28 protein-coding genes are annotated in these 26,007 nt (G+C 67.9%); 16 read left to right on the forward strand and 12 right to left on the reverse strand.

Annotation, left to right across the window (positions count from 1 at the left end; all coding sequences use genetic code 11):
* Positions 1-249: 249 nt before the first annotated feature.
* Positions 250-3,045, reverse strand: a complete 2,796-nt coding sequence (locus ACO1X9_RS06805) for a class I SAM-dependent DNA methyltransferase (RefSeq protein WP_486350062.1) — start codon at positions 3,043-3,045, stop codon at positions 250-252.
* Positions 3,045-6,311 (reverse strand): helicase-related protein, encoded by a 3,267-nt coding sequence (locus ACO1X9_RS06810; RefSeq protein WP_486350063.1) that lies wholly within the window; start codon positions 6,309-6,311, stop codon positions 3,045-3,047. Before ACO1X9_RS06810 ends, ACO1X9_RS06805 begins: the two co-directional genes overlap by 1 nt.
* Positions 6,312-6,576: 265 nt before the next feature.
* On the opposite strand from ACO1X9_RS06810, the gene ACO1X9_RS06815 reads away from it, so the two are divergent.
* The 4 genes from ACO1X9_RS06815 (at position 6,577) to vapC (ending at position 11,746) form a co-directional block, all read left to right on the forward strand.
* Entirely contained in the window at positions 6,577-10,368 is a 3,792-nt protein-coding gene (locus ACO1X9_RS06815) for a TM0106 family RecB-like putative nuclease (RefSeq protein WP_486350064.1), read from the forward strand.
* 184 nt (positions 10,369-10,552) lie between these two features.
* The gene (locus ACO1X9_RS06820; protein ID WP_486350065.1) at positions 10,553-11,104 is read left to right on the forward strand and encodes a hypothetical protein; all 552 of its coding nucleotides are present in this window, start codon (positions 10,553-10,555) and stop codon (positions 11,102-11,104) included.
* Positions 11,105-11,126: 22 nt separating this feature from the next.
* Positions 11,127-11,327: a type II toxin-antitoxin system VapB family antitoxin gene (locus tag ACO1X9_RS06825; RefSeq protein WP_486350066.1), complete on the forward strand. Its 201-nt coding sequence runs from the start codon at positions 11,127-11,129 to the stop codon at positions 11,325-11,327.
* Complete coding sequence (gene vapC / locus ACO1X9_RS06830) at positions 11,324-11,746, forward strand: type II toxin-antitoxin system VapC family toxin (RefSeq protein ID WP_486350067.1); 423 nt, start codon at positions 11,324-11,326, stop codon at positions 11,744-11,746. The genes ACO1X9_RS06825 and vapC overlap by 4 nt, the downstream gene beginning before the upstream one ends.
* Before the next feature lie 65 nt (positions 11,747-11,811).
* On the opposite strand, the gene ACO1X9_RS06835 is transcribed toward vapC, so the two are convergent.
* Entirely contained in the window at positions 11,812-12,009 is a 198-nt protein-coding gene (locus ACO1X9_RS06835; RefSeq protein ID WP_486350068.1) for a hypothetical protein, read from the reverse strand.
* 165 nt (positions 12,010-12,174) lie between these two features.
* On the reverse strand, positions 12,175-12,339 hold the full coding sequence (locus tag ACO1X9_RS06840; RefSeq protein ID WP_486350069.1) for a hypothetical protein: 165 nt from the start codon (positions 12,337-12,339) through the stop codon (positions 12,175-12,177).
* A gap of 74 nt (positions 12,340-12,413) precedes the next feature.
* Here ACO1X9_RS06840 and ACO1X9_RS06845 point away from each other — a divergent pair, with 74 nt between their 5' ends.
* From ACO1X9_RS06845 to ACO1X9_RS06870, 6 genes are read left to right on the forward strand one after another with little or no spacing between them, the layout of a single operon-like run.
* Complete coding sequence (locus tag ACO1X9_RS06845) at positions 12,414-12,602, forward strand: hypothetical protein (RefSeq protein WP_486350070.1); 189 nt, start codon at positions 12,414-12,416, stop codon at positions 12,600-12,602.
* Positions 12,599-12,814: a hypothetical protein gene (locus tag ACO1X9_RS06850; protein ID WP_486350071.1), complete on the forward strand. Its 216-nt coding sequence runs from the start codon at positions 12,599-12,601 to the stop codon at positions 12,812-12,814. The genes ACO1X9_RS06845 and ACO1X9_RS06850 overlap by 4 nt, the downstream gene beginning before the upstream one ends.
* Positions 12,811-13,014 carry a hypothetical protein gene (locus ACO1X9_RS06855; protein WP_486350072.1) on the forward strand — a complete coding sequence of 68 codons (204 nt, stop codon included), beginning with the start codon at positions 12,811-12,813 and terminating at the stop codon, positions 13,012-13,014. Before ACO1X9_RS06850 ends, ACO1X9_RS06855 begins: the two co-directional genes overlap by 4 nt.
* Complete coding sequence (locus tag ACO1X9_RS06860) at positions 13,011-13,145, forward strand: hypothetical protein (RefSeq protein ID WP_486350073.1); 135 nt, start codon at positions 13,011-13,013, stop codon at positions 13,143-13,145. The genes ACO1X9_RS06855 and ACO1X9_RS06860 overlap by 4 nt, the downstream gene beginning before the upstream one ends.
* Positions 13,142-13,336, forward strand: a complete 195-nt coding sequence (locus ACO1X9_RS06865; protein WP_486350074.1) for a hypothetical protein — start codon at positions 13,142-13,144, stop codon at positions 13,334-13,336. Before ACO1X9_RS06860 ends, ACO1X9_RS06865 begins: the two co-directional genes overlap by 4 nt.
* On the forward strand, positions 13,333-13,575 hold the full coding sequence (locus ACO1X9_RS06870) for a hypothetical protein (protein ID WP_486350075.1): 243 nt from the start codon (positions 13,333-13,335) through the stop codon (positions 13,573-13,575). The genes ACO1X9_RS06865 and ACO1X9_RS06870 overlap by 4 nt, the downstream gene beginning before the upstream one ends.
* 109 nt (positions 13,576-13,684) lie before the next feature.
* On the opposite strand, the gene ACO1X9_RS06875 is transcribed toward ACO1X9_RS06870, so the two are convergent.
* Entirely contained in the window at positions 13,685-14,494 is an 810-nt protein-coding gene (locus ACO1X9_RS06875; protein ID WP_486350076.1) for a siderophore-interacting protein, read from the reverse strand.
* A gap of 181 nt (positions 14,495-14,675) precedes the next feature.
* Here ACO1X9_RS06875 and ACO1X9_RS06880 point away from each other — a divergent pair, with 181 nt between their 5' ends.
* Entirely contained in the window at positions 14,676-14,837 is a 162-nt protein-coding gene (locus tag ACO1X9_RS06880; RefSeq protein WP_486350077.1) for a hypothetical protein, read from the forward strand.
* Positions 14,838-14,876: 39 nt separating this feature from the next.
* Here ACO1X9_RS06880 and ACO1X9_RS06885 read toward each other — a convergent pair whose 3' ends face one another.
* Both ACO1X9_RS06885 and ACO1X9_RS06890 read right to left on the reverse strand, forming a co-directional pair.
* Entirely contained in the window at positions 14,877-15,158 is a 282-nt protein-coding gene (locus ACO1X9_RS06885; RefSeq protein ID WP_486350078.1) for a DUF6264 family protein, read from the reverse strand.
* A 22-nt stretch (positions 15,159-15,180) separates the two neighbouring features.
* Positions 15,181-17,112 (reverse strand): DUF2207 domain-containing protein, encoded by a 1,932-nt coding sequence (locus ACO1X9_RS06890; RefSeq protein WP_486350079.1) that lies wholly within the window; start codon positions 17,110-17,112, stop codon positions 15,181-15,183.
* Between the two features lie 67 nt (positions 17,113-17,179).
* Between ACO1X9_RS06890 and ACO1X9_RS06895 the strand changes: the two genes are divergently transcribed.
* Both ACO1X9_RS06895 and ACO1X9_RS06900 read left to right on the forward strand, forming a co-directional pair.
* Complete coding sequence (locus ACO1X9_RS06895) at positions 17,180-17,497, forward strand: tryptophan synthase subunit alpha (RefSeq protein WP_486350080.1); 318 nt, start codon at positions 17,180-17,182, stop codon at positions 17,495-17,497.
* Positions 17,494-18,372, forward strand: a complete 879-nt coding sequence (locus ACO1X9_RS06900; protein WP_486350081.1) for an aminotransferase class IV — start codon at positions 17,494-17,496, stop codon at positions 18,370-18,372. Before ACO1X9_RS06895 ends, ACO1X9_RS06900 begins: the two co-directional genes overlap by 4 nt.
* A gap of 822 nt (positions 18,373-19,194) precedes the next feature.
* On the opposite strand, the gene ACO1X9_RS06905 is transcribed toward ACO1X9_RS06900, so the two are convergent.
* Positions 19,195-21,330: a DEAD/DEAH box helicase gene (locus tag ACO1X9_RS06905; RefSeq protein ID WP_486350082.1), complete on the reverse strand. Its 2,136-nt coding sequence runs from the start codon at positions 21,328-21,330 to the stop codon at positions 19,195-19,197.
* Positions 21,331-21,508: 178 nt separating this feature from the next.
* Here ACO1X9_RS06905 and ACO1X9_RS06910 point away from each other — a divergent pair, with 178 nt between their 5' ends.
* Positions 21,509-22,738: a hypothetical protein gene (locus ACO1X9_RS06910; RefSeq protein WP_486350083.1), complete on the forward strand. Its 1,230-nt coding sequence runs from the start codon at positions 21,509-21,511 to the stop codon at positions 22,736-22,738.
* Here the strand turns inward: ACO1X9_RS06910 and ACO1X9_RS06915 are convergent.
* The 4 genes from ACO1X9_RS06915 to ACO1X9_RS06930 are packed head-to-tail and all read right to left on the reverse strand — an operon-like array spanning position 22,695 to position 24,743.
* Positions 22,695-23,207 (reverse strand): hypothetical protein, encoded by a 513-nt coding sequence (locus ACO1X9_RS06915; RefSeq protein ID WP_486350084.1) that lies wholly within the window; start codon positions 23,205-23,207, stop codon positions 22,695-22,697. The genes ACO1X9_RS06910 and ACO1X9_RS06915 overlap by 44 nt on opposite strands.
* A complete protein-coding gene (locus ACO1X9_RS06920) occupies positions 23,204-23,764 on the reverse strand; it encodes a hypothetical protein (RefSeq protein WP_486350085.1) in 561 nt (186 codons plus the stop codon). The genes ACO1X9_RS06915 and ACO1X9_RS06920 overlap by 4 nt, the downstream gene beginning before the upstream one ends.
* Positions 23,761-24,369, reverse strand: a complete 609-nt coding sequence (locus ACO1X9_RS06925; protein ID WP_486350086.1) for a hypothetical protein — start codon at positions 24,367-24,369, stop codon at positions 23,761-23,763. Before ACO1X9_RS06925 ends, ACO1X9_RS06920 begins: the two co-directional genes overlap by 4 nt.
* On the reverse strand, positions 24,366-24,743 hold the full coding sequence (locus ACO1X9_RS06930; protein ID WP_486350087.1) for a DUF6804 family protein: 378 nt from the start codon (positions 24,741-24,743) through the stop codon (positions 24,366-24,368). Before ACO1X9_RS06930 ends, ACO1X9_RS06925 begins: the two co-directional genes overlap by 4 nt.
* A gap of 24 nt (positions 24,744-24,767) precedes the next feature.
* Between ACO1X9_RS06930 and ACO1X9_RS06935 the strand changes: the two genes are divergently transcribed.
* On the forward strand, positions 24,768-25,406 hold the full coding sequence (locus ACO1X9_RS06935; RefSeq protein ID WP_486350088.1) for a hypothetical protein: 639 nt from the start codon (positions 24,768-24,770) through the stop codon (positions 25,404-25,406).
* 94 nt (positions 25,407-25,500) lie between these two features.
* Positions 25,501-25,887, forward strand: a complete 387-nt coding sequence (locus tag ACO1X9_RS06940; protein WP_486350089.1) for a GIY-YIG nuclease family protein — start codon at positions 25,501-25,503, stop codon at positions 25,885-25,887.
* Positions 25,888-26,007: the final 120 nt, after the last annotated feature.

The raw sequence follows: 26,007 nt of genomic DNA on the forward strand, positions 1-26,007 counted from the left end.
GTCGCCGTCACCGTGTGGCTCTTCGTCGGTGGCACCGATTGCCGCCGCGGTTTCTCACCGATCAACCCACCCCGGGCGCCTACGGCCGTAGATGACATGAGGAGCGGTCGACGGGCCGTCGTAGAAGACGTCGCGGAAGCGAACCGGCGTAGCAGAAGCGTTCGCTCCACGAGCTGTTGCGCTTCTCGACCGGACTGGGCCGGCCGGCGGCAGGACTCCGAACGACGACTCCTGTTCGAGGAGCCATGCTCAGGACCGCGCCTCCGAGAGACCGAAGAGTGTTGGCTCGCCGGTGTCTTGCGCGGTGATCGCCGCGTAACGGCGAAGCAAGACCCCCTGGCGATCATCGATAGTCGCGGCGTCCTTGATGCCCAGCCCGGCGTCGATCACAGCGTCGATCGCGGCATGCGCGGCGAGCACCGGCTCTGGGGTTCTGCCAGGCTCGTACAGGTCAGCGAGGGACTTGTTGGGGAACTGCGCCCGGACGGCTGTGAGATGCTCCGCAGCAGCGATCAACGCGATGCGGCGCTTCTCGCTGAGCTTGGGCAGTGGGAACGTGTTCCAGGTGAGCGTGTTCGAGAAGCGCATATCCGACTTGAGTCGCCCGCCGACGGCCTTCTGCCAGGCGAGGAAGGCCGACGAGGAGATTACTCCGAACGCGACGCCGTCAGGGTCCTCGGCCGTAAAGTTGGCGTCGCTGGGAATGACCTCCGGGCCCACAAGCGCCGTCGGGATGAACCTCCGGTTCTCGCTCGACACCCTCGGAATGACCAGGTGAGGGACGTCGCGATGTGCGAACTGCTTGAAGAGGTGCGGCCGGTTTGCCCACTCACGCGTGGATGATGCCTTCGACTTTGTCCGGAAGTCGCGCACGGCCTCAACTCGTTCCAGCAAGAGGGGGGATGCGGCAATATCATCCGGAGTGGCCTTAACGAGCCAGAGCACCCAGCGCGGCTCAGCATGGATGAGCTCGCGGGCGCCGACGTACGGCCGCAGGTACTTTGAAGCAATCGGGTCCTGCGCGAACGGCTCGTAGTCCTCGGGCTCGACGACGAGGTGCCCTCCATCCGTTGGCTTGTTGCCGAACGCCGTCGGAGGAAGGTCCGGGGCGATAGGCATGCGGCTGGCCTCGACAATGACATTCGGCCCGTCGATGAGGTAAGCGTTGATCTTCGCGGACACCGTGAGCTCCGTCGGGTGTGCGGCACCGTCCGAATAGTCGAAGAGTCGCGGCGCCGGGCGCTCGCGCTTGTCGAACCCGAGCACCACGCAGTGAACGGCGGCCGCGTCAGGTGCCTCGCTTGTCCAGTCGAACGTGCGGTGTGCAAAACGAATGCGCCACCCCTCGTCGAAGATCGGATGGAATAGCGACGGCACAGGCTCGCCTTGTGTGATCGAGTTGGTCGACACGAAAGCGAAGGAACCCGCATATCCTTTTCTGCGGAAGAGCGCGAGCGTCTTGGCGTACCAACCGGTCACGTAGTCGAGACGCCCGGTGTCGCCACGACCCCACACATTGTGGAGGTCCTGCTTCTGCTCCTCGGATCGCGAGGTGTCGCCAAGGAACGGCGGGTTGCCGACAATGATGAGACTCTCACTCGGCTCGACCACGGATGCCCAGTCGTGTCGCAGGGCGTTGGCGTGCACGATCTTCGGCGCAACCTTGATCGGAAGACGATCGGGGACGATGCCGAATTCGTCCTGCATTAGAAGATTGGCCTGATGGTCGACGAGCAGCATGGCGGTCTCCGCGATGCGCGCGGGCCATTCGTTGATCTCAATCCCGTAGAACTGGTCGAGCGAGACCTGCAAGTCGACGGTCACGTCGAAGGACTGCTGGACCGCCGCGATGCCCTTGCCGACGAGATCGAGGTCACGGCGTGCCAATAGCAGATCGAGTTCCAGAGCCCGGAGCTGCCGGTAGGCGACGATGAGGAAGTTGCCGCAGCCGCAGGCGGGGTCCATGATCCGAAGTTTGCCGAGATCGTTGTGAAGCCGGGTGAGCTGTCCCTGGTCGCCTCGCGCGGCCTCCAGACGCCCGCGGAGCTCGTCAAGGAAGAGCGGCTCGATGGTCTTGAGGATGCTCGTCTCGGTCGTATAGTGCTCGCCAGCTGCTCGGCGAGCCACCTTGTCGTTGACAGTTTGGAACATGGAACCAAAAACGGCCGGCGAGATCACGGACCAGTCGAACTCGGCTGCCGCGATCATCTGGTCGCGGAACGCCTTCGTCAGATTTCCCATCTGGAGAGGGTCGCTGAATAGGCCGCCATTGACGTAACGGAAGGCTTCCAGGTGCTGAGGAGTGCCGGTGCGACGCTTGCCTTCCGGGGTGTCTAGCACCTCGAAAAGGGCCGCCATGTCGGCCGTGAGTGTGGTCGGCGACGTGTGCTCAGCCACAAACGGTTGGAACAGCACCGGTGCGGGACCGTGGGCGGAGGTTCGCCACATGCCAGTGTCATCGGCGAACCACAGGAATAGGAGGCGTGCGAGTAAGAGGGTGGCGTTGCGCTCGTCCCATTTGGCGGCGTCGAGCTCGGTATATAGGGCGCCCATCAGGCGTGCAGCCTGCGCCGACGCGGTCTCAGCCTCCTGATCAAATGCGGCGCGCATTCGGGCGAGGAGCTCGGGGAGCTTGAGGTCCTCGCCGAAGCCGATCTTGATGGCGTCGAGCTGGCGGACAAGGCGCCGGTCGTCGCTGCCGACCTTGTACTCGTGCATGACGAGTTTCGCGTTGGCGCCGCCGAGCTGGGCGCGACGCGGCCAGCGCCATGCCTGTTCATGCTCGTCGGCGAAGATCACTAGGCGCTCGTGGCTGTGCGCACCGACCTGCTGGTCAATGAGTCGTTGAATCTGCTTCGACGGTAACTGCGCGCAGTACCAGACGCGCAGTCCTTTGAATCCGGCGACCTGCTCGAGCTTGTACTGGACACCGTCGACTTGTAGCTGAAGCGGCGGCTGATCGGGGTTCGACCAATAGAGCTGGTCTCGAAAGAGATCGCGGAACTTCCGCTGGTCGATCAGCGCCAGCAGTGGTGATGCGGCCACTACTTCACTCCCATGGTGCTGACAATACGGATTGAGTCGCTACCGCGCTGCTCGATTACGAGCCTTTCGTCCCGGTGCAGTGCCGCCAAACGCCCGGCGAGTTCCTCGTCTGTCGCGCCGTTCCGAATCGCGTTCCGCAAACGGCGATCTGCCTCATTGGTCAATGGATGCTGGAATAAGAGGTCGAGGGCCGCGTTAGTCTCGGCACTCTGCGGGAAAAGCCCTGCACCGAGTCGATTCCAGACCGTTCTCCGGACCCCGCGCAACCGTCCGGCAATTGCCACGGGCGTTGCGAGGTCGCTGCGGACGAGTGCAGCGACGAGCTCATCGTGACTCGGGGTACGCTCCAGGGCTGGCTCCTCGGGCGTGGTCTGAAAGAGCCGCAAAGCCTCGATGCCGGTGAGAAGCTTCGTCTCGCCGTCGAGCGAGATCCAGCCGAAGCCGTCGATTCCCGACTCGGTGCGAACGTAGGCGGCGATGCCCTCTTCCATATCGCTAACCCGCTTCGCTCGGGAAGCGTCGAGCAGGTCGGGCAGCTGCTCAACCTTCGCAGCAATCTCCGGGGTCTGCTTCTGCGCGTTCTGCCACCACAGGTACGCGAGACTCGCGACATCGATGTCGTCTTCATCGACAGGCTCGTCCAAGCGGCCGTTGTAGAGCTCCTCGATGACTTTAACCTCATCATCCGTCCCGAAGAACCGCTCGTCGGACCCGAACGCCTGGGCGTTCTTCGCCAGCCGGTCCGCGATGCGCCGGCGAAGCGACAGTACGCCGTTGAGCGTGCCGTGGAAGATCGAGTAGAGCAGGACTTCTGAGGCTGTCTGCCCGACGCGGTCGACGCGGCCCGCGCGCTGCACCAGGCGAACGATGGCCCAGGGGAGGTCGTAGTTCACAACGACATGCGCGTCCTGGAGGTTCTGCCCTTCGCTCAGCACGTCGGTTGAAATCAGCACGCGCAGCTCATCGACCGATTGGCCATCAGGGATGAGGGCACGATTCGAGATCGGTGAAAAGCGGATCGCAAGCTGCGTCGGGTCCTCGTCGTCCCCGGTGGCAGCGTCAACTGAGTCAATGCCGTGCGCTCGCAGGGCACTGTTGAGGTAATTCGCGGTGTCCTTGTACTCCGTGAAAACGAGCACCTTCTCCGCTGGATGCGTCTCCACAAGGAGCTTGATCAGCTCGGCGAGCTTCGAGTCCCGCGAAGCATCCCAGTCGCCGTACAGATCGAGGAGGCCGCGTATAGCATTCGTGTCGGCAGCGAGCGCGTACCGGAGCTCCGGCGTGAACAGATCTGGCCGTACCCAGTTCACGTACTCGGGAGTGTCATTGTTGAGCGCCTCATAGCGCTGAGCCGCGGCATCGTTCAGCCGCTCGGCATCGTCGACCTCGTGCTCGATGACGTCGTCATCGTCGAGGAGGTCTGCCTCCTGGATCGTGCCCGTCGGCAGCGCGAGACCGTTGTCGATCGCATACAGGAACATCTCGTTCCGAGCCGCGTGCCTACGGAGAGAGATCGTGAAGGCGTGACCGCCGGACGACAGGCGCTTGTAAAGCGTGGTGCGGACGAAAGCCGCGGCGTTTGATCTCGCACGACGGAAGTTATCGACGACCTCCTTCTCCTTTGCCGTCCACGTCTTCTCCTTCGCTGTGTCGACGTAGTCGATCAGCGAATAGCGCGGCAAGATGAGCCGATCGATCGCGTCGATCGTCACGTCATCGTCCATAAGGGCCGCAGGGTCGCCAGCCGCGAACGGGTGATCGACCGGCACCGCAATCCGCTCGGGGAAGCGGAATCGGTCGCCGTTCGCGAAGGTCAGATACTTCTGGCCCTGCTCGTCGGTCTCGGAGTAGTTGTTCTTGATAAACGTACGAGTACGGCGGATGAGGTGTTCACTCATCAGGCGCTTCCAGTCGTCAGGATCCTCGGACTTGCGGAATGCCTGCAGCGTGGTGATCTTGCCGTCGACTTTGTCGATGAGTCGCGGATCGGCGGCGAGAGCGTTGATCGGCGCGATGCCGAGATCGTCGTCAGGTTGGATGAACAGTCCGAGCTGATTGGCGACGTCCTCGAAACGACGATTGTACGGCGTTGCTGTGAGCAGCAGCGCCTTGGCGTTGGCGCGATCAAGGTACTCCTGCACCGCCTTGTAATCGCGGCGCTCATCGTTGCGGAGCGTGTGTGACTCGTCGACGATAACGAAGCGGTACCGGCTCAGCGAAGGAAGCTGCGTGTGTGCGGAGGTATAGCTGACGACCCTTCCCGGAATGTCATAAGTGTCGAAGTAGCCCTCCCACATCGAGGTGAGGTTCTTCGGGCACACGACGAGTGGCAGGTAACCGTGCTCCTCGCGCAGCATAAGTGCTACGGCTACGGCGGTGATCGTCTTGCCGAGGCCGACGACGTCGCCGAGCATCGTGCCGCCGCGCGCCATGATGCGCCGCGCCAGAGCGCGGACCGCGGTCGACTGGTAGTCGAGCAGCTCCGACTTCAGCTCGTTCGGCACGGAGTATTCTTCGAGTCCCTCGCGCACGTCGCGCGAGAGGTCATAACAAACCTTGAGGAATACCTCGTAGGGCGACCGCGGTTCGCTTGCCGCCCAAGACTCGTCAAGAAGGCTCAGCAGCTGCCCATTGATGAGGTGGCTGTGTGGGTCGCCCCAGCGGTCTTCAAACCACTTTGCCAGGTCTTTGCCGCCGCCCGATGAGTCGAGAACGTCGACGTTGAGTTCCAGGTTGCTCGCCAGGCCGGACGGCGTGAGGTTCGAGCTGCCGACGAATCCGGTGATGGGGTTGTTGAGGTCTTCGCGGTAAAAGATGTATGTCTTGCCGTGAAGGGGGCGGCGGGTGAACACCTTGAACTCGACACGCCCCTGCTCGATGAGTTCGCGCAGCGATGCGAGCGTCTCTCGATCGGACCGAGTGGGAGCGCCGCGCATTAGCTGGGTACGGAGATGGTCGAGGAGATCGTGCATCCTCGCATGCGCTGTATCGCGGTCGGCATCTTGCCGCTCACGACCATCGACCGTCGCCTGGAGCTCCTCGAGGACCTCGACCTCCGGCCCGCCGGCCATCATCCCCAGCAGGATACGCACTGTGGCGCGAGTCGGGTTCTCCGGAAAGGGCTTGTTCTTGACGATCTCATCGAAGACCTTCCACCCGCGAAGGTTGAAGTACCCGACTGCGACATCAAGTTGATCGAAGGCCTCGAGCGTCGCCTGCAGGTGATCGCCAAGCTTGGTGTCGATGTTGTCGAAGAGCCGCGTCATCGCGCCACCCTGCGCCGCATCCTCGCGAGTCGCATCATTGTCCTACTTTGTTAAGCCGGCACGCTCCCCGTCCGGGCGCGCGATCCCGCTCCAGAGTAGTGATCAGCGAATACATCGGCAGCGCATGAGGCACGCGGATCGCGCTCGGCTCTGACCGATGCCGGACCGACGGCATGAATGATCGGCTATCCGGGCTTGGACTTGACCCGAAGGTACGACATGCGCGCCAGCAAGGCACGTCGCATGTCGCCGGTAGCCTCCATACGTGTTCGTCCGATCCTCCCGCGTGTACTACAGCGCCTCCGACCTGAAGGCCGCTGTCGAGTGCGAGTGGGCGCTTATGCGGAAGCTCGACGCGAAGCTCGACCGCATCCCGATGGTCGAGGACGAACCGGACGCGATGCTCGCCCGCGCCAGCCAGCTCGGCACCGAGCATGAGGCTCGGGCGCTTGCGAAGTTCCACGTCGACTTTCCCGAGACGGTCGTCGAGATCGAGACCGAGGATGATCGCGGCGATCCGGAGGTGCTCGCGGCGGCGCGGGAGCGCACGCTTGACGCGCTGCGGGCCGGCAACGATGTGGTCTTCCAGGCGACCTTCCTCGACGAGCCCGTCGACGAGCGCACCGGGTTCGTCGGGTTTGCCGACTTTCTCGTCCGGGTCTCGACACGGGGCCCGGAGGGCGCCTACTCGACCACCGAAAAGGACAGCGCCGCCGAAGGCGGCACCGAGGGCTTCGCGTATCAGGTGTGGGATACCAAACTCGCACGTAAAGCGCGGGTGACCGCGCTGCTGCAGCTGGCGGCGTATGCGGATCAGTTGCGGAAGCACGGCATCCCGGTTGCGGAAGACACGTACCTGCTGCTCGGGAATGGGGAGGAGAGCAAACACCGCCTCGCTGACATCGAGCCGGTGTTCCACGATCGCGTCGCGCGGCTGAAGCAGATGATCGAGGCGCGGCTCGACGACGAGAATCCGATCGAGTGGGGCGCCCCCGGCTACACCGCGTGCGGGCGCTGCGAGTGGTGCACCCCCGAAGTCGCGCGCACGCGCGATGTGCTGCTCGTGGCCGGGATGCGCTCGACGCAACGGTCGCGGTTCGCGGAAGCCGGCATCCATACCGTGGAGGACCTCGCGGCGAGCGAGGGGAAGATCGAGGGCGTCGGGGATGCCGCGCTCGCGAAGTTGCGGGCGCAGGCTCGGATGCAACTCACCCCGCACGCCGAGGGTGAGGTGAAGTGGGAGCTCGCGGCGAAGGGGGCGCTCGCGCAGCTGCCGCCTCCCGATGCCGGCGACATCTTCTTCGACTTCGAGGGCGACCCGCTGTGGACGGCGAACGGGCTCGACTGGGGGCTCGATTACCTCTGGGGGCTCATCACCCTCGAGTCGCCCGAGCCTGGTTTCGAGACGCGTCCGGCGGAGCCGGGCGCTCCTCAACCCACCAAAGAAGGAGCAGCGCTCGAAGAGCGCTTCCTTGCGTTCTGGGCGCACAACCGCGACCAAGAGAAGCAAGCCCTGATCGACTTCCTCGCGTTCGTGCAGGAGCGGCGCAAGCGGTACCCGGGGCTGCACATCTACCACTACGCCGACTACGAGCGGGCGCACCTGCTGCAGCTCGCCGCGCGGTACGGCGTCGGCGAGAGCATCCTCGACGAACTGCTCACCGAGGACGTGTTCGTCGACCTCTATCCCGTAGTGCGGCGCAGCATCCGCATCTCGGAGTCCAGCTACTCGATCAAGAAGCTCGAACCGCTCTACATGGGCGACGAGCTGCGGGTCGGCGACCTCAAGAAGGGTGACGAGTCGATCCAGTTCTACGTCGACTACACCGAGCTGAGGGATGCCGGGCTCACCGCCGAGGCGGAGGCGAAGCTCGAGCAGATCCGGGTCTACAACGAGTACGACTGCGTGTCGACGCATCGGCTGCGCGACTGGCTGCTCGAGCGGGCGCGTGAGAACGACATCGAGCCCGTCGCGCTGCAGGTGGATGCCGCCACGCCCGCCGCTCGGGATGACGCCGCCGAGGCGGAGGTGCGGGATCGCCTCTACGCGCACATCGAGGGCATCTCCGCGCTCGAGCGCGACCACGACCAGGCCGCGATCGGGCTCGCGGCCGCAGCGATCGAGTACCACCGGCGCGAAGACAAGTCGTACTGGTGGGAGCACTTCGCGCGGCACACCCTCGAGATCGACGAGTGGGAGGACACGCGCGACGTGTTCCGCGTCGACGAGGCGAAGGTCGTCGAAGACTGGCGTCAGCCGGAGGGCAAGCGCACCGAGTCGCGCGTCGTGCGGCTGCGCGGGCGACTCGCGCCCGGGTCGCGGCTCGGGCCGGGCGCGAAACCGTTCGTCATGTACGAGCCGCCGCTGCCCGAGATCATCCAGAACGCGCACCCTGGACGCCGCGGCGAGCACAACCGCGGCGAAGGCGTGCTCGAAGCCTCGCTCGTCGAAGGCGGAGGCGGTGAGATCGCCGAGGTGCTGCTCGACGAGAACGCCGGCGTCGGCGGAACGACGTGGTCGCAGTTCCCCGTCGCGCTCACGCCCGAGGCACCCGTGCCGACGAAGGCGCAGCGCACTGCCATCCTGCAGTGGGGTGGCGCGATCGCCGACTCACTCGGTGGTCGAGTAGCGGCGCAGCCGCGTGTCGAGACCCCACTCGGTGGTCGAGTAGCGCCGCAGGCGCGTGTCGAGACCCCCGACCCGAGCAACCCGGGGCGGGGTCTCGACACGCCGCCGGAGGCGGCTACTCGACCACCGAACCTGCCCAAGGGCGCCGCCCTCGACATCCTGCGGCGGGTGCCGCCGCGCACCGTGGATGGCGAGGGGCTCGAGCCGATCGGCATCGACGGGGTGCCGGCGGCGATCGTCGAGACGCTCACCCGGCTCGACGACTCCTACCTCGCCGTGCAGGGTCCCCCCGGATCGGGCAAGACCTACGTCGGCTCGAAGGTGATCGCGCATCTCGTCACCGAGCTCGGCTGGAAGGTCGGCGTCGTCGCGCAGTCGCACGAGGTGATCGAGAACCTCATGCGTCGCGTATTGGCAGAAGGGGTGCCTGCGGAACGGATGGGCAAGAAGCCTTCCGGCGCCGGGTACGAGACGCCGCCTGGGTGGACCGTGTTGCCCAAGAACGAGGACATCCCCCCGTTCATCAGTGCCCACTACGCCGAGGGTTTCGTGCTCGGCGGCACCGCGTGGGACTTCGCGAACGCCGGCAAGATCGAGCGCGGCACCCTCGACCTGCTCGTCATCGACGAGGCCGGGCAGTACTCGCTCGCCAACACGATCGCGGTGTCGGTGTCGGCGAAGCGGCTGCTGCTGCTCGGCGACCCGCAGCAGCTGCCGCAGGTCACGACCGGCACGCACCCCGAGCCGATCGACACCTCCGCGCTCGGCTGGCTCTCCGACGGTCACGACGTGCTGCCCGCCGAGCTCGGGTACTTCCTCGAAGAGACGTGGCGCATGCATCCCGCGCTCACCGCGTCGGTCAGCGCGCTGTCGTACGAAGGCCGCCTGCAGTCGAATCCGACGACGCTCGACCGCCACCTCGACGGCGTCTCACCCGGGCTGCATCCGGTGCCCGTCGCGCACCACGGCAACTCGGTCGAGAGCCCCGAGGAGTGCGAAGCCGTCGTCGCCCTCGTCAAGAAGCACCTCGGGATGCCGTGGCGCGATCCGCAGGCGGGTCGCGACGACGTCATCCGGCCGAGCGACATGATCGTCGTCGCGCCGTACAACGCCCAGGTGGAGCTGCTGCGGCGCCATCTCGCCGACGAGGGACTCGCCGAGGTTCCGGTCGGCACGGTCGACAAGTTCCAGGGGCAGGAGGCGGCGATCGCGATCGTGTCGCTCACGGCATCCTCGGCGGCGGACGTTCCGCGCGGCATCTCGTTCCTGCTGCAGCGCAACCGGCTCAACGTCGGCATCTCGCGCGGCAAGTGGGCGGCCTACCTCGTGCACTCCCCCGCCCTGCGCGACTACCTCCCCCTGCACCCGCAAGGCCTCGCCGAGCTCTCCGGCTTCATCCGCCTCACCACCCCCACCCCCGCGGGTTGAGGAGCGCGCCGCGCAGCGGCACGCGTCTCGAAACCACCCCGCCGAAACTCGGTGGTCGAGTAGCCGCCGCAGGCGGCGTGTCGAGACCCACCCACGCACCCTCCCCAGTTCAGCCGTCGAGGTCACATCCCCACGTGCTCGGCACGAGCCGGCCTCGCGCTGGCTGCTCATCTACCGTCGCCGCATGATCATCGAAGCCGGCTACGACCTCACGACCCTGATGTTCGACGGAAAGTTCGACGCCGGCGCGCTGCGGGTGATCTCCCTCGACGGCGACTTCCGCGTCATCGGCTGCAGCGCGGCGGGCGGCGACTTCAATGGCGATCTGGCGTCGGCCTCGCTCGAAGCGATCGACGACGCCGTACCCGACCACGATGAGGACGACGAGTTCGCGGCGCGCTACGCGGTGCAGTTCGTCGCACTCGGCTACGAGGTGAGCAAGGTCGACGGGCACATCGAGGGCCTCGACTGGGATCGCTACCGCGTGATCCGCGAGTGGTTCGACTGTCGTGGCATCGAGGTGCTCGGCGTCTATATCTTCGACGGCACCTACTGGGCCTCGACGGGTCCCATGAAGACGTTCAGCACCTACGCCGGAGCGGAGAACTACCCGCGCACGCTGACCGTTCGAGGGCCTCACCCGTTCCTGACCTGCGAGTGCGCCGTCTGCGGTCCCGAACGTGCCCGGCTGGACGAAGCGCGCGCGAAGCGGATCGCTCGAGAGGAGACGGTGTGACAATGTGTGTAGGAGGCTACACATGGCGACGAATCTCGCACTCGACTCCGACCTGCTCGAGCGGGCCTTCGCGATCAGCGGCGAACGCACCAAGCGGGCGGCCGTGACGCGCGCCCTTGAGGAGTTCATCGCGCGACGCGAGCAGCAGGGCATGCTCGAACTCCTCGGCACCCTGGAGTGGGACGCCGGCTACGACTACAAGGCCGACCGCTCTCGACGATGACGCTCCTCGTCGACACGAGCGTGTGGTCGCTCTCCCTCCGCCGCGAACCGCCGGACATCCCCGAAGTACAGCAGTTGCGACGAGCGCTCGCCGGCAACGACCTTGTCGTCACCACCGGGCTCGTCGTACAAGAAGTCCTGCAATGTCTCGTGAACGAGCAGTCGCGCACGATGGTGCGGGAGCGGATGAGCCGGCTCGCGCGAATCGGCGTCGACCTCCGCGACCATCTCGCCGCCGCGGACGCGCACACGGCCTGCCGTCGCGTCGGGCTTCAGCTCGGAACCATCGACGCCCTGCTCGCTGCCCTGTGCGTCCGTCATGGGCTCACTCTGCTCACGACCGACCGCGACTTCGAGCAGGCTGCTCCCCACCTCGGCCTCCGCGTCTGGGGTGAAACCCCACCCTCGGTGGTCGAGTAGCCGCGGCCAGGCACGCACCCCCTCGGTGGTCGAGTAGCGCCCGCAGGGCGCGTGTCGAGACCCGGCTACTTCTCGGCGTTGAGGTCGCGCGACTGCTCCGGCTCCGACGGACCCGGGTCGACCGGCGGTGGCACATCCGACCCGCCGTGATCGTGGCGGCCGCTACGTCCCTGGCGCCGCAGCACGAGGATCGCGATGACCGCGAAGACCAGCAGCGCGCCGACGGTGATGGCGATTCCGAGCAACATCGAAGAGCCGTACATCCCCCCGTTCTACGCCCTCACGACGGGGCGTGCGTACCCTCGACAAACGGCGTGGGGCGTGCTGGGTTTCGCGCGGCCGGGGTCTCGACACGCGCCCTGCGGGCGCTACTCGACCACCGAGGGTCCCTGCGGGCGCTACTCGACCACCGAGGGTCCCTGCGGCGGCTACTCACCCCGCGGGGGGCGCGGGGTGTCGTCGGAGGCTCGGGACTCGAGCCACTCGGCGTGGTCGCGCATCCCGCCACGTACGCCGACGCGGATCACCCAGTACAGAACGTAGAAGCCGATCGCCGCGAAGAGCAGCGAGAGCAGGGTGCCGTTCACGTCCATACCTCCTGCCTAGCGCCACTCCCCCGGCGCGGCAAGCCCTCGACGGGGATGGACAACAGGCGTCGACTGGGGTCATGAGCGGATACGAGACACCCCGACCGGAAGACGAAGTCACGTCCGACTTCGAAGCCGAAGACCTGCGAGACGACGACCGCCCGATCGACCCCGCGGCCGCGAAGGCGCACGACGTGCAGCCCGACGACGAGAAGCCGGTGCTCGACCCCGACCCCGCCGTCGACCCCTACGAGGAGGCGAACCCGTGAGCATCCACGACGACCAGCGCGACCAAGGCCTGCCCGACGATCAGGCGGTCGCCGCAGCCTCCGGCGCGATGATGCCGCCGCACCTCGACGGACAGCCGGCCACGAGCGGCATCGGCGTCGGTCCGGATGATCTGGATGCGGGCGACGTCGAAGGCGTCATGCCCGAAAACCCCGAGGATGCCGGCACAGGAGCAGAGGAGGGCGCACCGTGAGCGACCCCGACGGCGCGATGGGCGCCGGAACAGCGGACGCACCCGACATCGCCCACGAGGCCGGCGGCGACGCGACCGGCGGCGGCAGCCCCGGCGATCAGGATGCCATGGGCGCCGACGACGGACTCACCGTCGACGAGGGCGCCGGCCGCGATCCGGAAGACATCGACGGTGGCGACGAGGAAGCAGGAGTGTCATGAGAGGCAACGAACCGCAGCCGGGGGCCGTGCCGGAGGGCTCCGGCAGCCTCCCCGGCACGTCCGAGGAGATCGACGAAGTGATGGATGGCGGCGCCGACGAGAGCGACGTCACCGAGGAGGGGACAGCATGAGCATGCAGGGAGATCCGACCGCGAGCCTGGGCGTCACCCCGGGAACGCCCGGCGGCGACGAGACGCTCGCGGACGCGATGCAGGACGGCGCCGTCGACGGCTCCGACACCGAGCTTCCCGCCGAAGGCGACGAGGCCGCGGGCATCGCCGCGGACGGTGGCGGAGAGACCGCATCGGGGGATGCCCGATGAGCACGCAGAACGACGGCACGTGGCAGCCGCCGACGCACGAGGAGGCGCGCGACCACGAGCAGTCGAACGAGCAGGAGGAACGGCCCGCGACCGAGAGCGGAGATCCGGAGGCGCTCGGGCACGAGCGTGAGGACTACCCCGATCCCGAGTCGTATCCGTCACCGGAGGAGGGCGAAGCCGCCATCCTCGACGGGTCGACCCCCGATGCCGACCTGCAGGTCGACGGCGAGCAGACCTGACCCGCGACCCCCTCGCGGGTTGAGTGCCGGCCGCACAGCGGACGGTGTATCGAAACCCTCCCCGGGTTACTCGAAGGTGGGTTTCGATACACCGCGCTGCGCGCGGCACTCAACCCGCGGAGCGGCCGAGCTTCCAGTAGCCGCAGAAGGTGACGTTCTGCTTCGGCACCCCGCGGTCGTTCACGAGGTAGCGGCGGGCACCCGTCGCGAGACCCGACTCGCCGACGGCGAACGCGTAGGTGCGCCGACTCGGGAAGTCGAGCACCGAGAGCGCGGGCAGCGCGACGGCTCCGGGATCGGAGGCCGGGTCGCGCACCACCCAGTGCACCTCGACGCCGGCGGGAGCATCCGTCGGTTGCTTGTCGGCGAGGTCGAACAGCTCGATGACGGCGTGGCCGCGGGCGTCGCGCGGGAGATCGCGCAGGATGCCGGCCACCGCGGGCAGTCCGCTCTCGTCGGCGACGAGCAGCACCTCGTCGTGCGGCACGGGCTTCCAGCCGCAGCCCTGGTCGATGAACGCCACCTCGGCGCCGGGCGTGCCGGGTTCGACGGTGGCGGCCCACGGTCCCGCGATGCCCTCGGTGCCGTGCACGACGAAGTCGACGTCGAGCTCCGCGACCTCGGGGCGGAAGGCCCGCGCCGTGTAGTTGCGGATCACCGGGCGCGTGCCCGACGGGAGCGTCAGGTACTTGAGGTAGCCGCCGAGGGTGAACTTCTCGGGCAGGTTGTCGAAGCGGTCGGCGCCGCCGTGGGCGGGGACGGCGAGACGGAACCACTGGTCGAATCCCTGGAACTCGAAGTTCTCGAGGTCTCCCCCGCCGAATGTGACGCGCACCATGTGCGGGGTCACGAGTTCGCGGCGGACGACGGAGGTGTGCACGAGTCCGGAGGGCGCGTGCACGACGGCGATGTTCGACATAAGGGCAGCCTAACCTCACTGAGGCACGTCTCGACACGCGGGCTGCGCCCGCTACTCGACCACCGAGAACACGCGGGCTGCGCCTACTCGACCACCGAGACACGCGGGCTGCGCCCGCTACTCGACCGCCGAGAGGTGTCAACCCCGTGACCCTCGCCGCCCGGCGCGGTGGGATGGAGGCATGAGCGACACGACACGACCGAACGGCGACGAGCTCGACGACCAGCTCACGATCGCCGAGACCGACGGCAGCGAAGCGAAAGACCCGACGGCGGTCGGCTCCGCCGACGAGGTGCTGCCCGAAGGGCTCGAGGAGCCCGATCCGCCGGTCGGCCTGCCGTAGGGGTCTCGACACGCGCTACGCGCTACTCGACCACCGAGATCAGAGGGAGGTCGAGAGAGCGGCGAGCACCGCGATCAGCGCGACCACCACGACGGCGCCCAGCAGCGGCATCCAGAACCCGGTGCGACCGGCGCGGATGCGCTGGATGCCGAGAATCGTCGTGGCGACGGGAACGAGCATCATGAGCACGCTCACGATCACCCACCACGCCGCCACCGAACTCGTCGGCGTGAGCACGAGCGCGAAGTAGCCGTAGACGAGGCCGATGAGGCACGCGACGATCGCGAGCAGCGTCGTCACGACGATTTCGACGGTGCGCATCGGGCCGCTCGCTCCCGGACGTTCAGCGGCCACGACCGCCACCTCCTCCCCCGCCACCGCCGGAGAAGCCTCCGCCCGACGATCCTCCGCTGAACGACGACCCCGACGAGCCGCTCCAGCCGCCCGACGATCCGCCGCTCGACCAACCGCCCCATCCGCTGCCCGACGACGACGACTTCACCTTCGCCACCACGGGTCGCGGCGGCTCCGGCGTCGCGCGTCGCAGGTTCTGGATGGTCGAGTTGAGCCGCCACGACGAGAAGTCGCTCGAGCCGGCCCACCACGTGACGGGCACGTTCGCCTCGACGGCGCGCACGCTGAGCTCCTCGCTCCAGCGCTCCTCGATGCCGAAGATCACCGCGAACGGCAGCAGACGCTCGTAGAGCTTCACGAGCTGCGTGCGGTCGTCGACGTCGATCCGCTCCGCCCCCTCGGGGCTCTGCAGCATCCGGATGCGGTCCTCCTCCGCGAGCTCCATGTACTCACGCATGCCGAGCAGGTAGTCGTTCTTCTCGCGGCCTCGCGAACTGAGGGTCGCGACGGTCGAGCGGCGGCCGAACGTCGCGGTGGCGCCGATGAAGGCGACGATCGTGGCGATCACGCCGAGCTCGGCGATGAAGCCGTCGGAGAACCGGCGCAGCGCGTCGAAGCCCGCGATCGCGACGACGGCGACGGCGAGCACGCACAGGATCGACCACAGCACCGTCGGCTTCGCCGCCCCCTGCAGCCCCTCCGACTTGAGCCGCTTGTCGACGGAGCGGTAGACGCTCGCGAGCCGGTTGCCGAGCGTGAAGTTCGTCGACCCGAGGGCCACCCGACGACCGGGCTCGCCCACGTTGCCGAACACGGCATCCACCACCTGCCGCTCGATGTCGTCGAGGTCGGTGCGATCGAGCAGCTCCACCTCGAACGGCGCCGTCGAGTCGGACGGATGATCGAGCAGCCGCACCTTCTTGCGCACCGCGAGGCTCACGATCTGTGCCGCGAACGCCCGCTCGGGGCGCCCCGCGAGGTAGGCCGCGACCATGACGTTGAGCCCCTCCGGCGGGGTGTACTGCGGGATGATGATGTCGCTCGGGCCGGTCTTGCGCGACCGGTCGGACACCTGGGTGCCGCCGGCGATCCACGAGATGATGAGGCCGGCCGGGCCGAGCAGGAACGGGCCGAACTGGTCCCACCAGGTGGGCTCCGGCGCGGGGTCCGGGTACTCGTTGCCGTCGCCGGACGGCGGAGGCACCACGACGGGGCCGGGCTCGAAGGTGCCGAGCTCGAAGCCGATCGCGAACGTCAGCGACTCGTTCGGCCGCAGACTCTCGGCGGCTGCGGTGAACAGCACCGACCCGTCGGCCTGCGGCGTCGCGGTGAGCGGCTCGCTGCACTCGGTGAGCGTGTAGCAGGCCGAGTCACCGGTCAGCGCGGGGGCGATCGCGGCATCCACCACGAGGGTCATGCTCGTGCGACCGAACGGCTGCGCCCATCCGGTGCCGTTGACGTCCCAGAAGAACTCGTCGGCGTTCGTGTCGGCGAAGGCCTCGACGACGTCGACCTGCGTGTACTCGATCACATAGGTGCGCCGCCCGTGCACGTAGCTGTCGTCGCCGAGCCCGACGCTGTAGAAGTCCTGGTAGTACTCGGTCGTGTACGGCACGGGGATGCCGAACTCGTCGACGACCGACTCGACGACCGTGTGCAGCTGCACGCCGTGGCGATACTCGGGGATGTCGCGGTAGAAGCCCTTGTTCTGGTCGAAGTCGGGATAGACGGCCACGATCGTCTCGGTCGCCTGCAGCACCGCGTGGCCCTCGGAGTCACGGGTGAGCACGTAGTCGGTGTGGAACGACTCGATCTCGAAGTCGTCGAGATCGGCCGTGGATGCGGTGGCGAGTGGGGCGGGACCGGCCGCGAGCGCGAACCCGAGGGTGAGGACGGCGGCGACGCGGGCGACCCTCGACATGCGGCTCAGCCTAGCCATCCGCGGGTCGAGTGCCGCGCGTCGGGGCGGCCGCGCGTAGGCTCGAAACATGCCGTCGCACGACTCCGACCACCCCCGACGCGCGAGCCTCGAGGTGCTGCGGGCCGAGGCGGCCGAGGAGCTGTCGACCGTCGTGCTCGAGCGGCTGCACGGCGGTGAAGATCCGTGGGCGTTCATGGAGGAGATCCCGACCGTCGACGAGCTCGTCGTGCTGCTGCTGCGGGCCGAGCGCATCTCCGCCGACAACCGCCGCATCCCGACCGCCGAGCAGGACTACCGCATCCTGCGTCAGATCGCGCTCGCCTACCCCGACCTCACGACGACCGTATGGGCGATGCTCGACCGTCGGATGGCGTGGTCGGCATGACCGGGGCCGCGGCGGCCCTCGCCCTCGTCGACTTCGGCCCCTCGGGTGCCGCCTCGGGGTACCGGATGGTCGACCCCTCGGTGCCGCAGCTCACCGTGCTCGAACTCGCGGCGACCCGCGGCGACGGCATCTTCGAGACCGTCGGTCTCGTCGACGGTCGGCCGCTCAAACTCGCGCGGCACCTCGCGCGGTTCGAACAGTCGGCCCGTCTGCTCGACCTGCCCGAGCAGGACGTCGCGGTGTGGGCATCCGCGGTGCACGACGTCGCCGCCGCGCTCGACCCCGCCGTCGACTCCTACGTGAAACTCGTGCTGTCGCGCGGCATCGAAGGCGGCACGGCCCCCACGGGGTGGGCGTACGGGCAGGGCCACCCGTCGTTCGACGACGTGCAGCGTGACGGCCTCGGCGTCGTGCTGCTCGACCGCGGCTACCGGCACGACGTCGCGCAGACCTCGCCGTGGCTGCTGCAGGGTGCGAAGACGCTCTCGTACGCCGTCAACCGCGCCGCGTACCGGGAGGCGGCACGGCGTGCGGCCGACGACGTGCTCTTCGTCTCGAGCGACGGCTACCTGCTCGAAGGGCCGACGTCGACCCTCGTGCTGCGCTCGGGGATGTCGCTGCGCACGTCGCGCACCGACCTCGGCATCCTCGCCGGCACGACGCAGGCGGAGCTCTTCGCGTGGGCGTCCACCGAGGGGTACAGCACGTCGTACGACCTGCTCACGCCCGACGACCTCGCCGCCGCCGACGCCGCGTGGCTCGTCTCGTCCGTGCGGCTCGCCGCCCCGGTGCGGTCGGTCGACGGGGTGGAGAAACCCGTGGATGCCGGCCTCACGACGCGCTTCAACACCCACCTGCGTTCCCTCGCGGGCTGAGTAGCGCGCCGCGCAGCGGCACGCGTATCGAAACCCACTCCCGGTTAACTCACGAACGGCCCCGGGTCTAGAAATCCCAGGGCCGTTCTGTGGTCGATTCAGCGTCCGCGACCCGCGAGCTCACGGGCCGTGGCATCCGCTCACTCCCCCGGCTGTGACACCTGGATCGTCAGCGGCTCCGCCTCCGCGTCCTCCGGGTACTGGGCCCGGCGGCCGGACTGCGGACCCTCCACCGCGGCGGCTGTGACACCGCCCGTCTCGGGTTCACCGTTTCGGTTGACACGAGATTACTCAGCCCGGAGCGCCGCACAAGACGTCAAGTCTCGCTAGATGGTTGAGGGTTGCCGCGTTAAATACTGACGGCGGTGATGTCGTCCGCAGAATCGCCGTTACCCCCGTAATTGCGATTCGCGATAGTGACGAGATCACCGCCGTCTTGGCTAGTCCCCCAACTAGTGCTCTTGAAGACTAGCCAGAGAGGTAAGCACCCGTATGCCCCCAGTGGGGGTGTCCGCATCAGTGAGGACACGGGAACGAAATCGGGGTACAACGCGCGGTGGTGGGCCGGAACGACGAAGGACCCCCGATTGCCGCGTTCCCTCCGCAAGCGGTGGGTTCGTCGAGCCTCGGGGGCCCTTCTGTCGCCTTCCGGTTTGACCCTTCCGGCGAACACCAGATTACTCAGCGGTGAACGGCGCACAAGCCGTCAAGTCTCGCTAGATAGTTGAGACTTCGGACCCCGCCGTCGGCCGACCGACCGTCGCGCTAGTTGCAGAACACCCCCGGAGAACGGAGCAATGTGCAACTAACCCGACAAAAGCATCAGGCGACGGCATCCCGCAGGAGGGAGACGAGGGCGGCGAGTTGCACCGATCCCTCGTCGGCGACGAAGTCCTCACCGTCGAGGGCGCGGGCCGCGAGGCCGGCCTTCGAGTCGATGAGCTCCGAGATGCGGCCGTCGATCGTGCCGGCGGCGATGATGCGCCACGCAGTGACGGGCAGCTCCTGCCCGATGCGGTGCACGCGGTCGATCGCCTGCGTCTGCTCGGCGTTCGTCCACGAGAGCTCGGCGAGCACGACGTTCGACGCGACCTGGAGGTTGATGCCGACGCCGGCCGCGCTGAGCGAGCAGACGATGACCGAGATCTCCGGGTCGTTCGTGAACCCGTCGAGCGCCGCGGTGCGGGCCTTCGCCGTCTGGTCGCCGCGGATCGACACCGTCTTGAGCCCGGCCTTCGCGAAGTACTGTTCCGCGGCATCCATCACGTCGATGTGCTTCGCGAAGAACACGACCTTGCCGACGTTGCGGGCGAGGTTGACCGTGTAGTCGGCCGCCGGCACGGCCTTCGCCTGACCGATGCGACGCACCATCGCGAACACGTTGTCGCCCCCGGCGCCGGCTCCCGCCGACTCCTCGAGCTCCGCCGCCGCCACCATGCGGATGACATCGTCTTGCGCGGTGTCGGGTCGCGCCGCCGACAGACGGCGGTAGCGCTCCACGAGCCGCGCGACGAGAGCCGCCTCCGCCTCGTGGATCGAGCGACCGGCCTCGCCGTCGAGTTCGACCGGGATGTCGGCGATGCGACGTGCGGGGATGTCGGCCGCGACATCCACCTTCTTGCGACGCACGATGCCCATGTCGATGACCGACCCGCGGGCGGCGGAGAAGAAGCCCGGGTCACCGGGGTTGAGCTCGGTCTGCTCGAGCCTGCGCATGAGCGCCGGCAGCGGCTTCTTCTCGTCGATCCAGCCGAGGTACTGCCAGATCATGCGGAAGTCTTCGATCTGGTTGATGAGCGGCGTGCCGGTGAGGGCGACGAACAGGGCGTTCGGCGTGAGCGCGCGGATGCTCTTCGAGAGCGCGAGCACGTTCTTGCTGCGCTGCGACTCCTTGTTCTTGATGAAGTGCGCCTCGTCGACGACCATGCCCTTGAACCCGCGCCGCGAGAGCCAGGCGACGTGCCGGTCGAGCACCTCGTAGTTGACGATCACGACGTCGGCGAACGCGTCGATGTCGTCGCCATCGCCGTGCACGACGGTTGCGGTGCGCTGCGGGATCCACTTCTCGACCTCGCGCGCCCAGTTGACCTTGACGACGTTGGGCACGACCACGACGAGCGGGAACGCGCCGGCGGCCTCGGCCGCGAGCAGCGCCTGCGCCGTCTTGCCGAGACCCGGCTCGTCGGCGAGCAGGTAGGTGCGGTGTCCGGCCCGGGCGCTCTCGATGAAGCGCGCCTGGTGGCGCATGAGCTCCTTACCGCCGGCGGCTGCGAGCGAGCGCGCCTCGGGGAGGTCCATGCTCGCCGCGCCCGAACCGGCGCCCATCTCGAACGACCGGAACAGCGGCTCGATGAGCTCCCAGTTCGCGAGGCGCCCGGCGGTCGCCGACGGGGCGGGCTGGCTCGACGAGAAGTCGGGCGCGAGGAACGGATTCGACATCTGGTATTGCTTCACCGACTGCGGCACGACGTGCTTCTCTTCGTCGCGCGCCGGGGCGGCCTCGGTGACGACGACGAGGTCTTCGGGCGAGAGCTCGGCACCGGCCTCGAGCAGCATCGCGCGCTTCGCCTCCTGGGCGGCGGGCGTGAGCGGGGCGGTGTCGGTGAGCAGCTGGATGAGGGACGTGTCGCGCGACGCGGTCTTCGCCATGATCGTGGCGATGCCGTCGAGACGCGTGAGTTCTTTCGTGCGCTCAGAGTCGGTGAGCTGCGTGTCGGTCTTGATGCGCGTGCGCTCCTCGCGCACGAGCGCCGCGACGACCCGGTACTTGAGCCGGTTCGAGGGGTTGACCTTGCCGCGCTCGGCGGAGTTCTCGATCGCCCGCACCGTGCGCGCGAGGATCGGGATGATGCCCGTCTCGTCTTGGTGCTGACGGCGACGCTGCGTCTGCGCGTTCGACCGCTTGCGGGTCGACGACCTCTGCCCCGACGAGGGTTGCTTCTGCCCGGAAGGGCTCATTCGTCTCCTTGGCCCCGAGAACGGGAGCCTGCTGTGCGATCCGCCTGCGAAGGCCGACCGAGGTGATCCAGATCGCTCCGCGGAACTTACCCAGACCCGGCTTGACCGGTGGGTGGGAGCGCCACCAGTCTAGCGCAGCCCACCGCGAACCGCCTCACGCCGCGAATAGGATCGAGAAATGCTCCGCACCGCGCTCCGGGTCCTCGCGCGGTGCTGGCCCGCGCTCCTCGTCTGGTTCCTCGTCGGCTGGACGGTGCGCGCACTCATCCTCCGCGGCGGGGGCTACCTGCTGAACATCGACGAGAACTTCGGGCTGCTCGTGCTGCCCCTCGCGATCCTCGGGATGCTCGCCGCCTACGTCGGCATGTTCCTCGCCGTGCGGCGCGAACTCCACCACCTCGACCTCGCCGACGACGTCGAACGCGACGAGGTCGCCGCGAAGCCGATGCGGCAGTGGCGTGATTCGCTGCTCGCCGCGATCCTGCCGTTCTTCCTGCTCTACGTCGCCTGGAACCTCATCCAGGACGACCGCATCGACCTGTACTTCGCGTCGACCCTGCAGGAGAACTTCGGTCAGGGTTCAGGCACCGAGAGCATCACGCCGGTGTCGCTAACGCTCCTCGTCGTGGCCTTCGGCGTCCGATCGATCCTCAGTCGGCTCTCGAGGCGCCTGCCGCGCTGGACGACGCTCCTCGCGACCTACTTCGAGGCGCTCTGGGTCTTCGTGGCCCTCTTCACGCTGAAGCAACTCATCGGCATCGCGACGGCGTGGCTCTCCACCCGGCGCATGTTCGCGTGGGCCGTCGACGGGTGGGCCGCCATCCGCGAGGAGTTCGCCTGGCTCGGTGCGATCGGCGACGCCATCGGCTGGGTCGTCTCGCAGGTCGGCACGGTCGTCGGTCTGCCCCTCGCCTGGCTCGCCTTCGCGTCGATCATCTACTTCGGCACGATGCCGCGCTCGTCGCGACCCGGACCGGCGTCGGTGCGCGCGGCGAGCGAACGGTGGGAGCGGCTGCCGGTCTGGATGCGCACACTCGGCACCGCCGTGAGCTCCGGCATCCTCGACCGCTGGCGACCGGTCGCGCTCGCGGCGCGCCTCATCTGGCGCTCGGGCCCGATCGCGATCGGCACCTACCTGCTCGCCTTCGCCCTGTTGACGGCGAGCACCGACTGGCTGCGGGTGGGCATCTATCGCCTGCTCGGCCCGCACGACACCGGCTGGTGGTTCGGCGCGTCGGATGTCATCGCGTTCGGCATGAGCGCGATCGTCGGCGTGCTGCAGGTCGCCCTCGTCGCCGCCGCGTTCGACCACGCGCTGCGCAGCGATCGAGCCCGCGAGCTCGTCGACGAGGCCGGCGACGCCGTCAGCTCAGCCGCAGCACCCGCGGCAGCCCCGCATCCACGGTGATCTCGACGATCGGCTCGTCGACCTGGTCGGCGGGCACGAGGAAGGTCAGCTGCAGGTCGTAGTCGCGGGCCTCGGAGAGCGTGCACAGCGTCTCGAAGCGGTCGGGCACGTCGTAGTCGCTCGAGTACGCCTGGTCGTTCCAGCGCCGCTCGAACCCGTTCTCGGTCGACACGACCTCGATGATGCAGCGCGACGACACGGGTTCGACGACGTCGATCGAGAACGACGCGACCACGACATCCGCACCGGGCGGGGCGCCCCACTCGTCGCCGCCGAGCACCGTGAGCTGCGTCAACTGGAAGTCCGCGCCCGCGTAGCGCACCGTGTCGCCGCGCGCGACGTACTCCGGCACGGGCTGACGCTCGACGTACGGGAACCAGCGCGGGATCATCGAGACGACGACGGCCGCGGGCACGATCAGGGCGAGGGCGATGACGTACCAGCGGTTCGCCCGCCACCACGCGGTCACCGCTCACCGTCCCGGGCCGCCTCGAGCTGGAGGCGATCGTGCCGCTCGAGCTCGGTGAGATCGATGCGCACTTCGACGACGCTGTCGAGTCGTGTGTCGCCCGAGGAGGCGAGGCGGAGGGTGGCGGAGCGCGCGCCGGGACGTTCGAGGATGTCCGCGGGCAGTTCGATGAGGATCGGCCCGGTCTGCGGCAGCCCCGCGTCGGCGACCCGGCCGTCGACGGTGTCGCTGTCGGCCCGCCCGCTGACCTCGAAGCGCACCCCGTCGACGAAGAGGTCGACGTCGACGGTCTGGCGCTCCACGCGCGCGGCGATGGTCGCCTCCGCGACGAACCAGATGCCGCCGGTCGTGCCCTCCCAGAAGGCGAGCTCGACCTCGTCGGCGAGAGCGAACTCGTGGAAGGTGACGACGTGGTGCTGCGAGACGAGTTGGTCGCCGAGGTCGCCGGTGACGGCGAACGGTGCGCCCTCGACCTCGTCGGGCGGGGTGAGGAGCGTGGCCCCGAAGGCGAGCAGCACGAGACCGATGCCGACAAGCACCGCGAGCCGCGCCCTCATCGCTCGTCCCGGATCACGACGGGCACCTCGACCGCGATGTGCGGCTGCCACCAGCGGATGCCGTCGTAGATGTCGGCCTCCTGCTTCTCGGCGTCGGTGATGCCGATGCGCACCTCGTCGCCGTCGGCGAAGAGGCTGCTGCGTACGGTGAAGACGAACTGCACGGTATCCGGGAGCCCGGGTTGGAGCATCGGACCGAACGTGCCGTCACGCGCGAGGAGCGTCCAGTAGTCGGCGCTCGACAGCGACTCGCCCAGCTCGACGACACCCGGGATCGTGAAAGCCCAGAACTCGGTCGTGCCCATCGGATACTCGGGGTCGGGGAGCTGGTTCTCCATGGTCGCGACGACGACGAGCCACCGGTAGCCCGGCTCGGCCTCGGTGAACCCGTTCGGGTGCTCATCGGTGAGGTAGATGTCGTCGATCGCCGTGCTGAGGCGCTCACCGACGTACGGCTGGCCGATCGGCTGCTCCGGGATGATCGCGCTCTCGAGCTGCACCGTGTCCCACCCGCCGAGCGGGATGGCGACCACGCCGCCGACCGCGAGCACTCCCCCGGCGACGATCACCGGCATCCACGCCTTGACGGCCGACCGCACGCTCATCGGCGCCGCTGCTCGCGCTGCTCGTCGGGGATCGGCACCTTGATGAGCCAGCCCGCGAGGAGGAAGACGAGGGCGGCGACGTACTGCAGCACCTGCCACACGGGCCCGTCGATCGGGATCACCCAGACCGGCTGCCAGAGCACCGCGATCGCGGCGAGCAACGGCACCCACCACCACTGCTTCGCCTGCACGGCGAACACGAGCACGATGGCCGCGAAGATCGCCGCGATGTACCGCACGACGACGAAAGCACCCTCGTCGAGGGTGGTCAGGCCGATGAGCAGCGCGAGCGCGGCGAGGATCCCGGGGATGAGCGCGAGGCGGCGCACACCGGGATCGGGCTTCCTGCCGTAGCGGGACGTAGAACCTGACATCCCGTCAACCCTACGATGTGCGGCATGGGCTTCTTCGACGATATCGCCGACTCTTTCCGGTCGGCCGTCGGCAGCGTCGACGGCGACCTGCTGGCGAACGGGCTCCTCGGTCGCGCCGACCTCCTCGGCGTCGACATCTCCGGCATGACTCTGCAGGTCGGAAACGGTCTCGTCGAGCGCAAAGCGACCTTCTCGCTGCAGGTCTACCTCGAGGGTGAGGAGCCGTTCACGGCGACCGTCGTGCAGCGCATCCAGGAGATCTACCTCCCGCAGCTCGTGCCCGGTCAGACGGTGCTCGCCGTGCGCGTCGACCCGGCCGACCGCACCCAGGTGGCGATCGACTTCCAGACGCCCGTGCCGAACATCACGGTGAAGTCCGGCGAGGGTCGCGACAGCGCGAAGTGGATCCTCGAGAACGGCACCGAGGCGAAGGTCGTGCTCGTCGCCAGCCAGCCGATGGGTCTCACCTCACAGCTCGGCGACCCGGTGCACGGCCTCACGCTCACGATCGACAAGGGCGACGAGAGCTACCAGGTACAGGTGGGCAACGGGGTTCCCAACGCCGCGCTGCCGCTGCTCTACCCGGGCTCGAAGCTCTACGCGAGGATCGGCGACGATCCCACCGACGTCGTCGTCGACTGGTCGCGAGGCCCCCGCGAATAGTCGGTGGTCGAGTAGCGCCCGCAGGGCGCGTGTCGAGACCCACCCTCGGTGGTCGAGTAGCGCCCGCAGGGCGCGTGTCGAGACCCTGTGAGCAATGGCGACGTCTGTGGATGCCGCGGAGAGCAGCTCCGTCGTCGACGACGATGAACGGATGCCCTTCACCTACATCCTCCGCTGCGCCGACGGCAGTTACTACGTCGGTAGCACCCTCGATCTCGAACGTCGCCTTGCGCAACACGACGCGGGAGAGGGCGCTCTGTACACCGTCCGACGGAGACCCGTCGAACTCGTGTGGTCACACGAGACGCAGCTCGTCGACGACGCTTTCGCACTCGAGAAGAAGATTCAGGGATGGTCGCGCGCGAAGCGCGAGGCGCTGATCGAAGGCCGCTTCGACGAACTGCCTGCGCTGAGCCGGAGCGCGTATCGACGGCGGGGTCTCGACACGCCGCCTGCGGCGGCTACTCGACCACCGAAGTGACACGCACCGCGAGTCTCGACACGCCGCCTGCGGCGGCTACTCGACCACCGAAGTGACACGCACCGCGAGTCTCGACACGCCGCCTGCGGCGGCTACTCGACCACCGAAGTGACACGCACC

This window comes from Pseudolysinimonas sp. (assembly GCF_057350545.1).

Excerpts from the sequence above, each read along its gene's own strand:
- ACO1X9_RS06825 (WP_486350066.1), top strand. The coding sequence starts at position 11,127 with ATGGCGACGAATCTCGCACTCGACTCCGACCTGCTCGAGCGGGCCTTC.
- ACO1X9_RS06920 (WP_486350085.1), bottom strand. The coding sequence starts at position 23,764 with ATGAGGGCGCGGCTCGCGGTGCTTGTCGGCATCGGTCTCGTGCTGCTC.
- ACO1X9_RS06910 (WP_486350083.1), top strand. The coding sequence starts at position 21,509 with ATGCTCCGCACCGCGCTCCGGGTCCTCGCGCGGTGCTGGCCCGCGCTC.
- ACO1X9_RS06905 (WP_486350082.1), bottom strand. The coding sequence starts at position 21,330 with ATGAGCCCTTCCGGGCAGAAGCAACCCTCGTCGGGGCAGAGGTCGTCG.
- ACO1X9_RS06935 (WP_486350088.1), top strand. The coding sequence starts at position 24,768 with ATGGGCTTCTTCGACGATATCGCCGACTCTTTCCGGTCGGCCGTCGGC.
- ACO1X9_RS06835 (WP_486350068.1), bottom strand. The coding sequence starts at position 12,009 with ATGTACGGCTCTTCGATGTTGCTCGGAATCGCCATCACCGTCGGCGCG.
- ACO1X9_RS06940 (WP_486350089.1), top strand. The coding sequence starts at position 25,501 with ATGGCGACGTCTGTGGATGCCGCGGAGAGCAGCTCCGTCGTCGACGAC.
- ACO1X9_RS06930 (WP_486350087.1), bottom strand. The coding sequence starts at position 24,743 with ATGTCAGGTTCTACGTCCCGCTACGGCAGGAAGCCCGATCCCGGTGTG.
- ACO1X9_RS06890 (WP_486350079.1), bottom strand. The coding sequence starts at position 17,112 with ATGTCGAGGGTCGCCCGCGTCGCCGCCGTCCTCACCCTCGGGTTCGCG.
- ACO1X9_RS06860 (WP_486350073.1), top strand. The coding sequence starts at position 13,011 with ATGAGAGGCAACGAACCGCAGCCGGGGGCCGTGCCGGAGGGCTCCGGC.
- ACO1X9_RS06865 (WP_486350074.1), top strand. The coding sequence starts at position 13,142 with ATGAGCATGCAGGGAGATCCGACCGCGAGCCTGGGCGTCACCCCGGGA.
- ACO1X9_RS06810 (WP_486350063.1), bottom strand. The coding sequence starts at position 6,311 with ATGACGCGGCTCTTCGACAACATCGACACCAAGCTTGGCGATCACCTG.
- ACO1X9_RS06870 (WP_486350075.1), top strand. The coding sequence starts at position 13,333 with ATGAGCACGCAGAACGACGGCACGTGGCAGCCGCCGACGCACGAGGAG.
- vapC (WP_486350067.1), top strand. The coding sequence starts at position 11,324 with ATGACGCTCCTCGTCGACACGAGCGTGTGGTCGCTCTCCCTCCGCCGC.
- ACO1X9_RS06880 (WP_486350077.1), top strand. The coding sequence starts at position 14,676 with ATGAGCGACACGACACGACCGAACGGCGACGAGCTCGACGACCAGCTC.
- ACO1X9_RS06875 (WP_486350076.1), bottom strand. The coding sequence starts at position 14,494 with ATGTCGAACATCGCCGTCGTGCACGCGCCCTCCGGACTCGTGCACACC.
- ACO1X9_RS06895 (WP_486350080.1), top strand. The coding sequence starts at position 17,180 with ATGCCGTCGCACGACTCCGACCACCCCCGACGCGCGAGCCTCGAGGTG.
- ACO1X9_RS06900 (WP_486350081.1), top strand. The coding sequence starts at position 17,494 with ATGACCGGGGCCGCGGCGGCCCTCGCCCTCGTCGACTTCGGCCCCTCG.
- ACO1X9_RS06925 (WP_486350086.1), bottom strand. The coding sequence starts at position 24,369 with ATGAGCGTGCGGTCGGCCGTCAAGGCGTGGATGCCGGTGATCGTCGCC.
- ACO1X9_RS06885 (WP_486350078.1), bottom strand. The coding sequence starts at position 15,158 with ATGCGCACCGTCGAAATCGTCGTGACGACGCTGCTCGCGATCGTCGCG.
- ACO1X9_RS06840 (WP_486350069.1), bottom strand. The coding sequence starts at position 12,339 with ATGGACGTGAACGGCACCCTGCTCTCGCTGCTCTTCGCGGCGATCGGC.
- ACO1X9_RS06845 (WP_486350070.1), top strand. The coding sequence starts at position 12,414 with ATGAGCGGATACGAGACACCCCGACCGGAAGACGAAGTCACGTCCGAC.
- ACO1X9_RS06820 (WP_486350065.1), top strand. The coding sequence starts at position 10,553 with ATGATCATCGAAGCCGGCTACGACCTCACGACCCTGATGTTCGACGGA.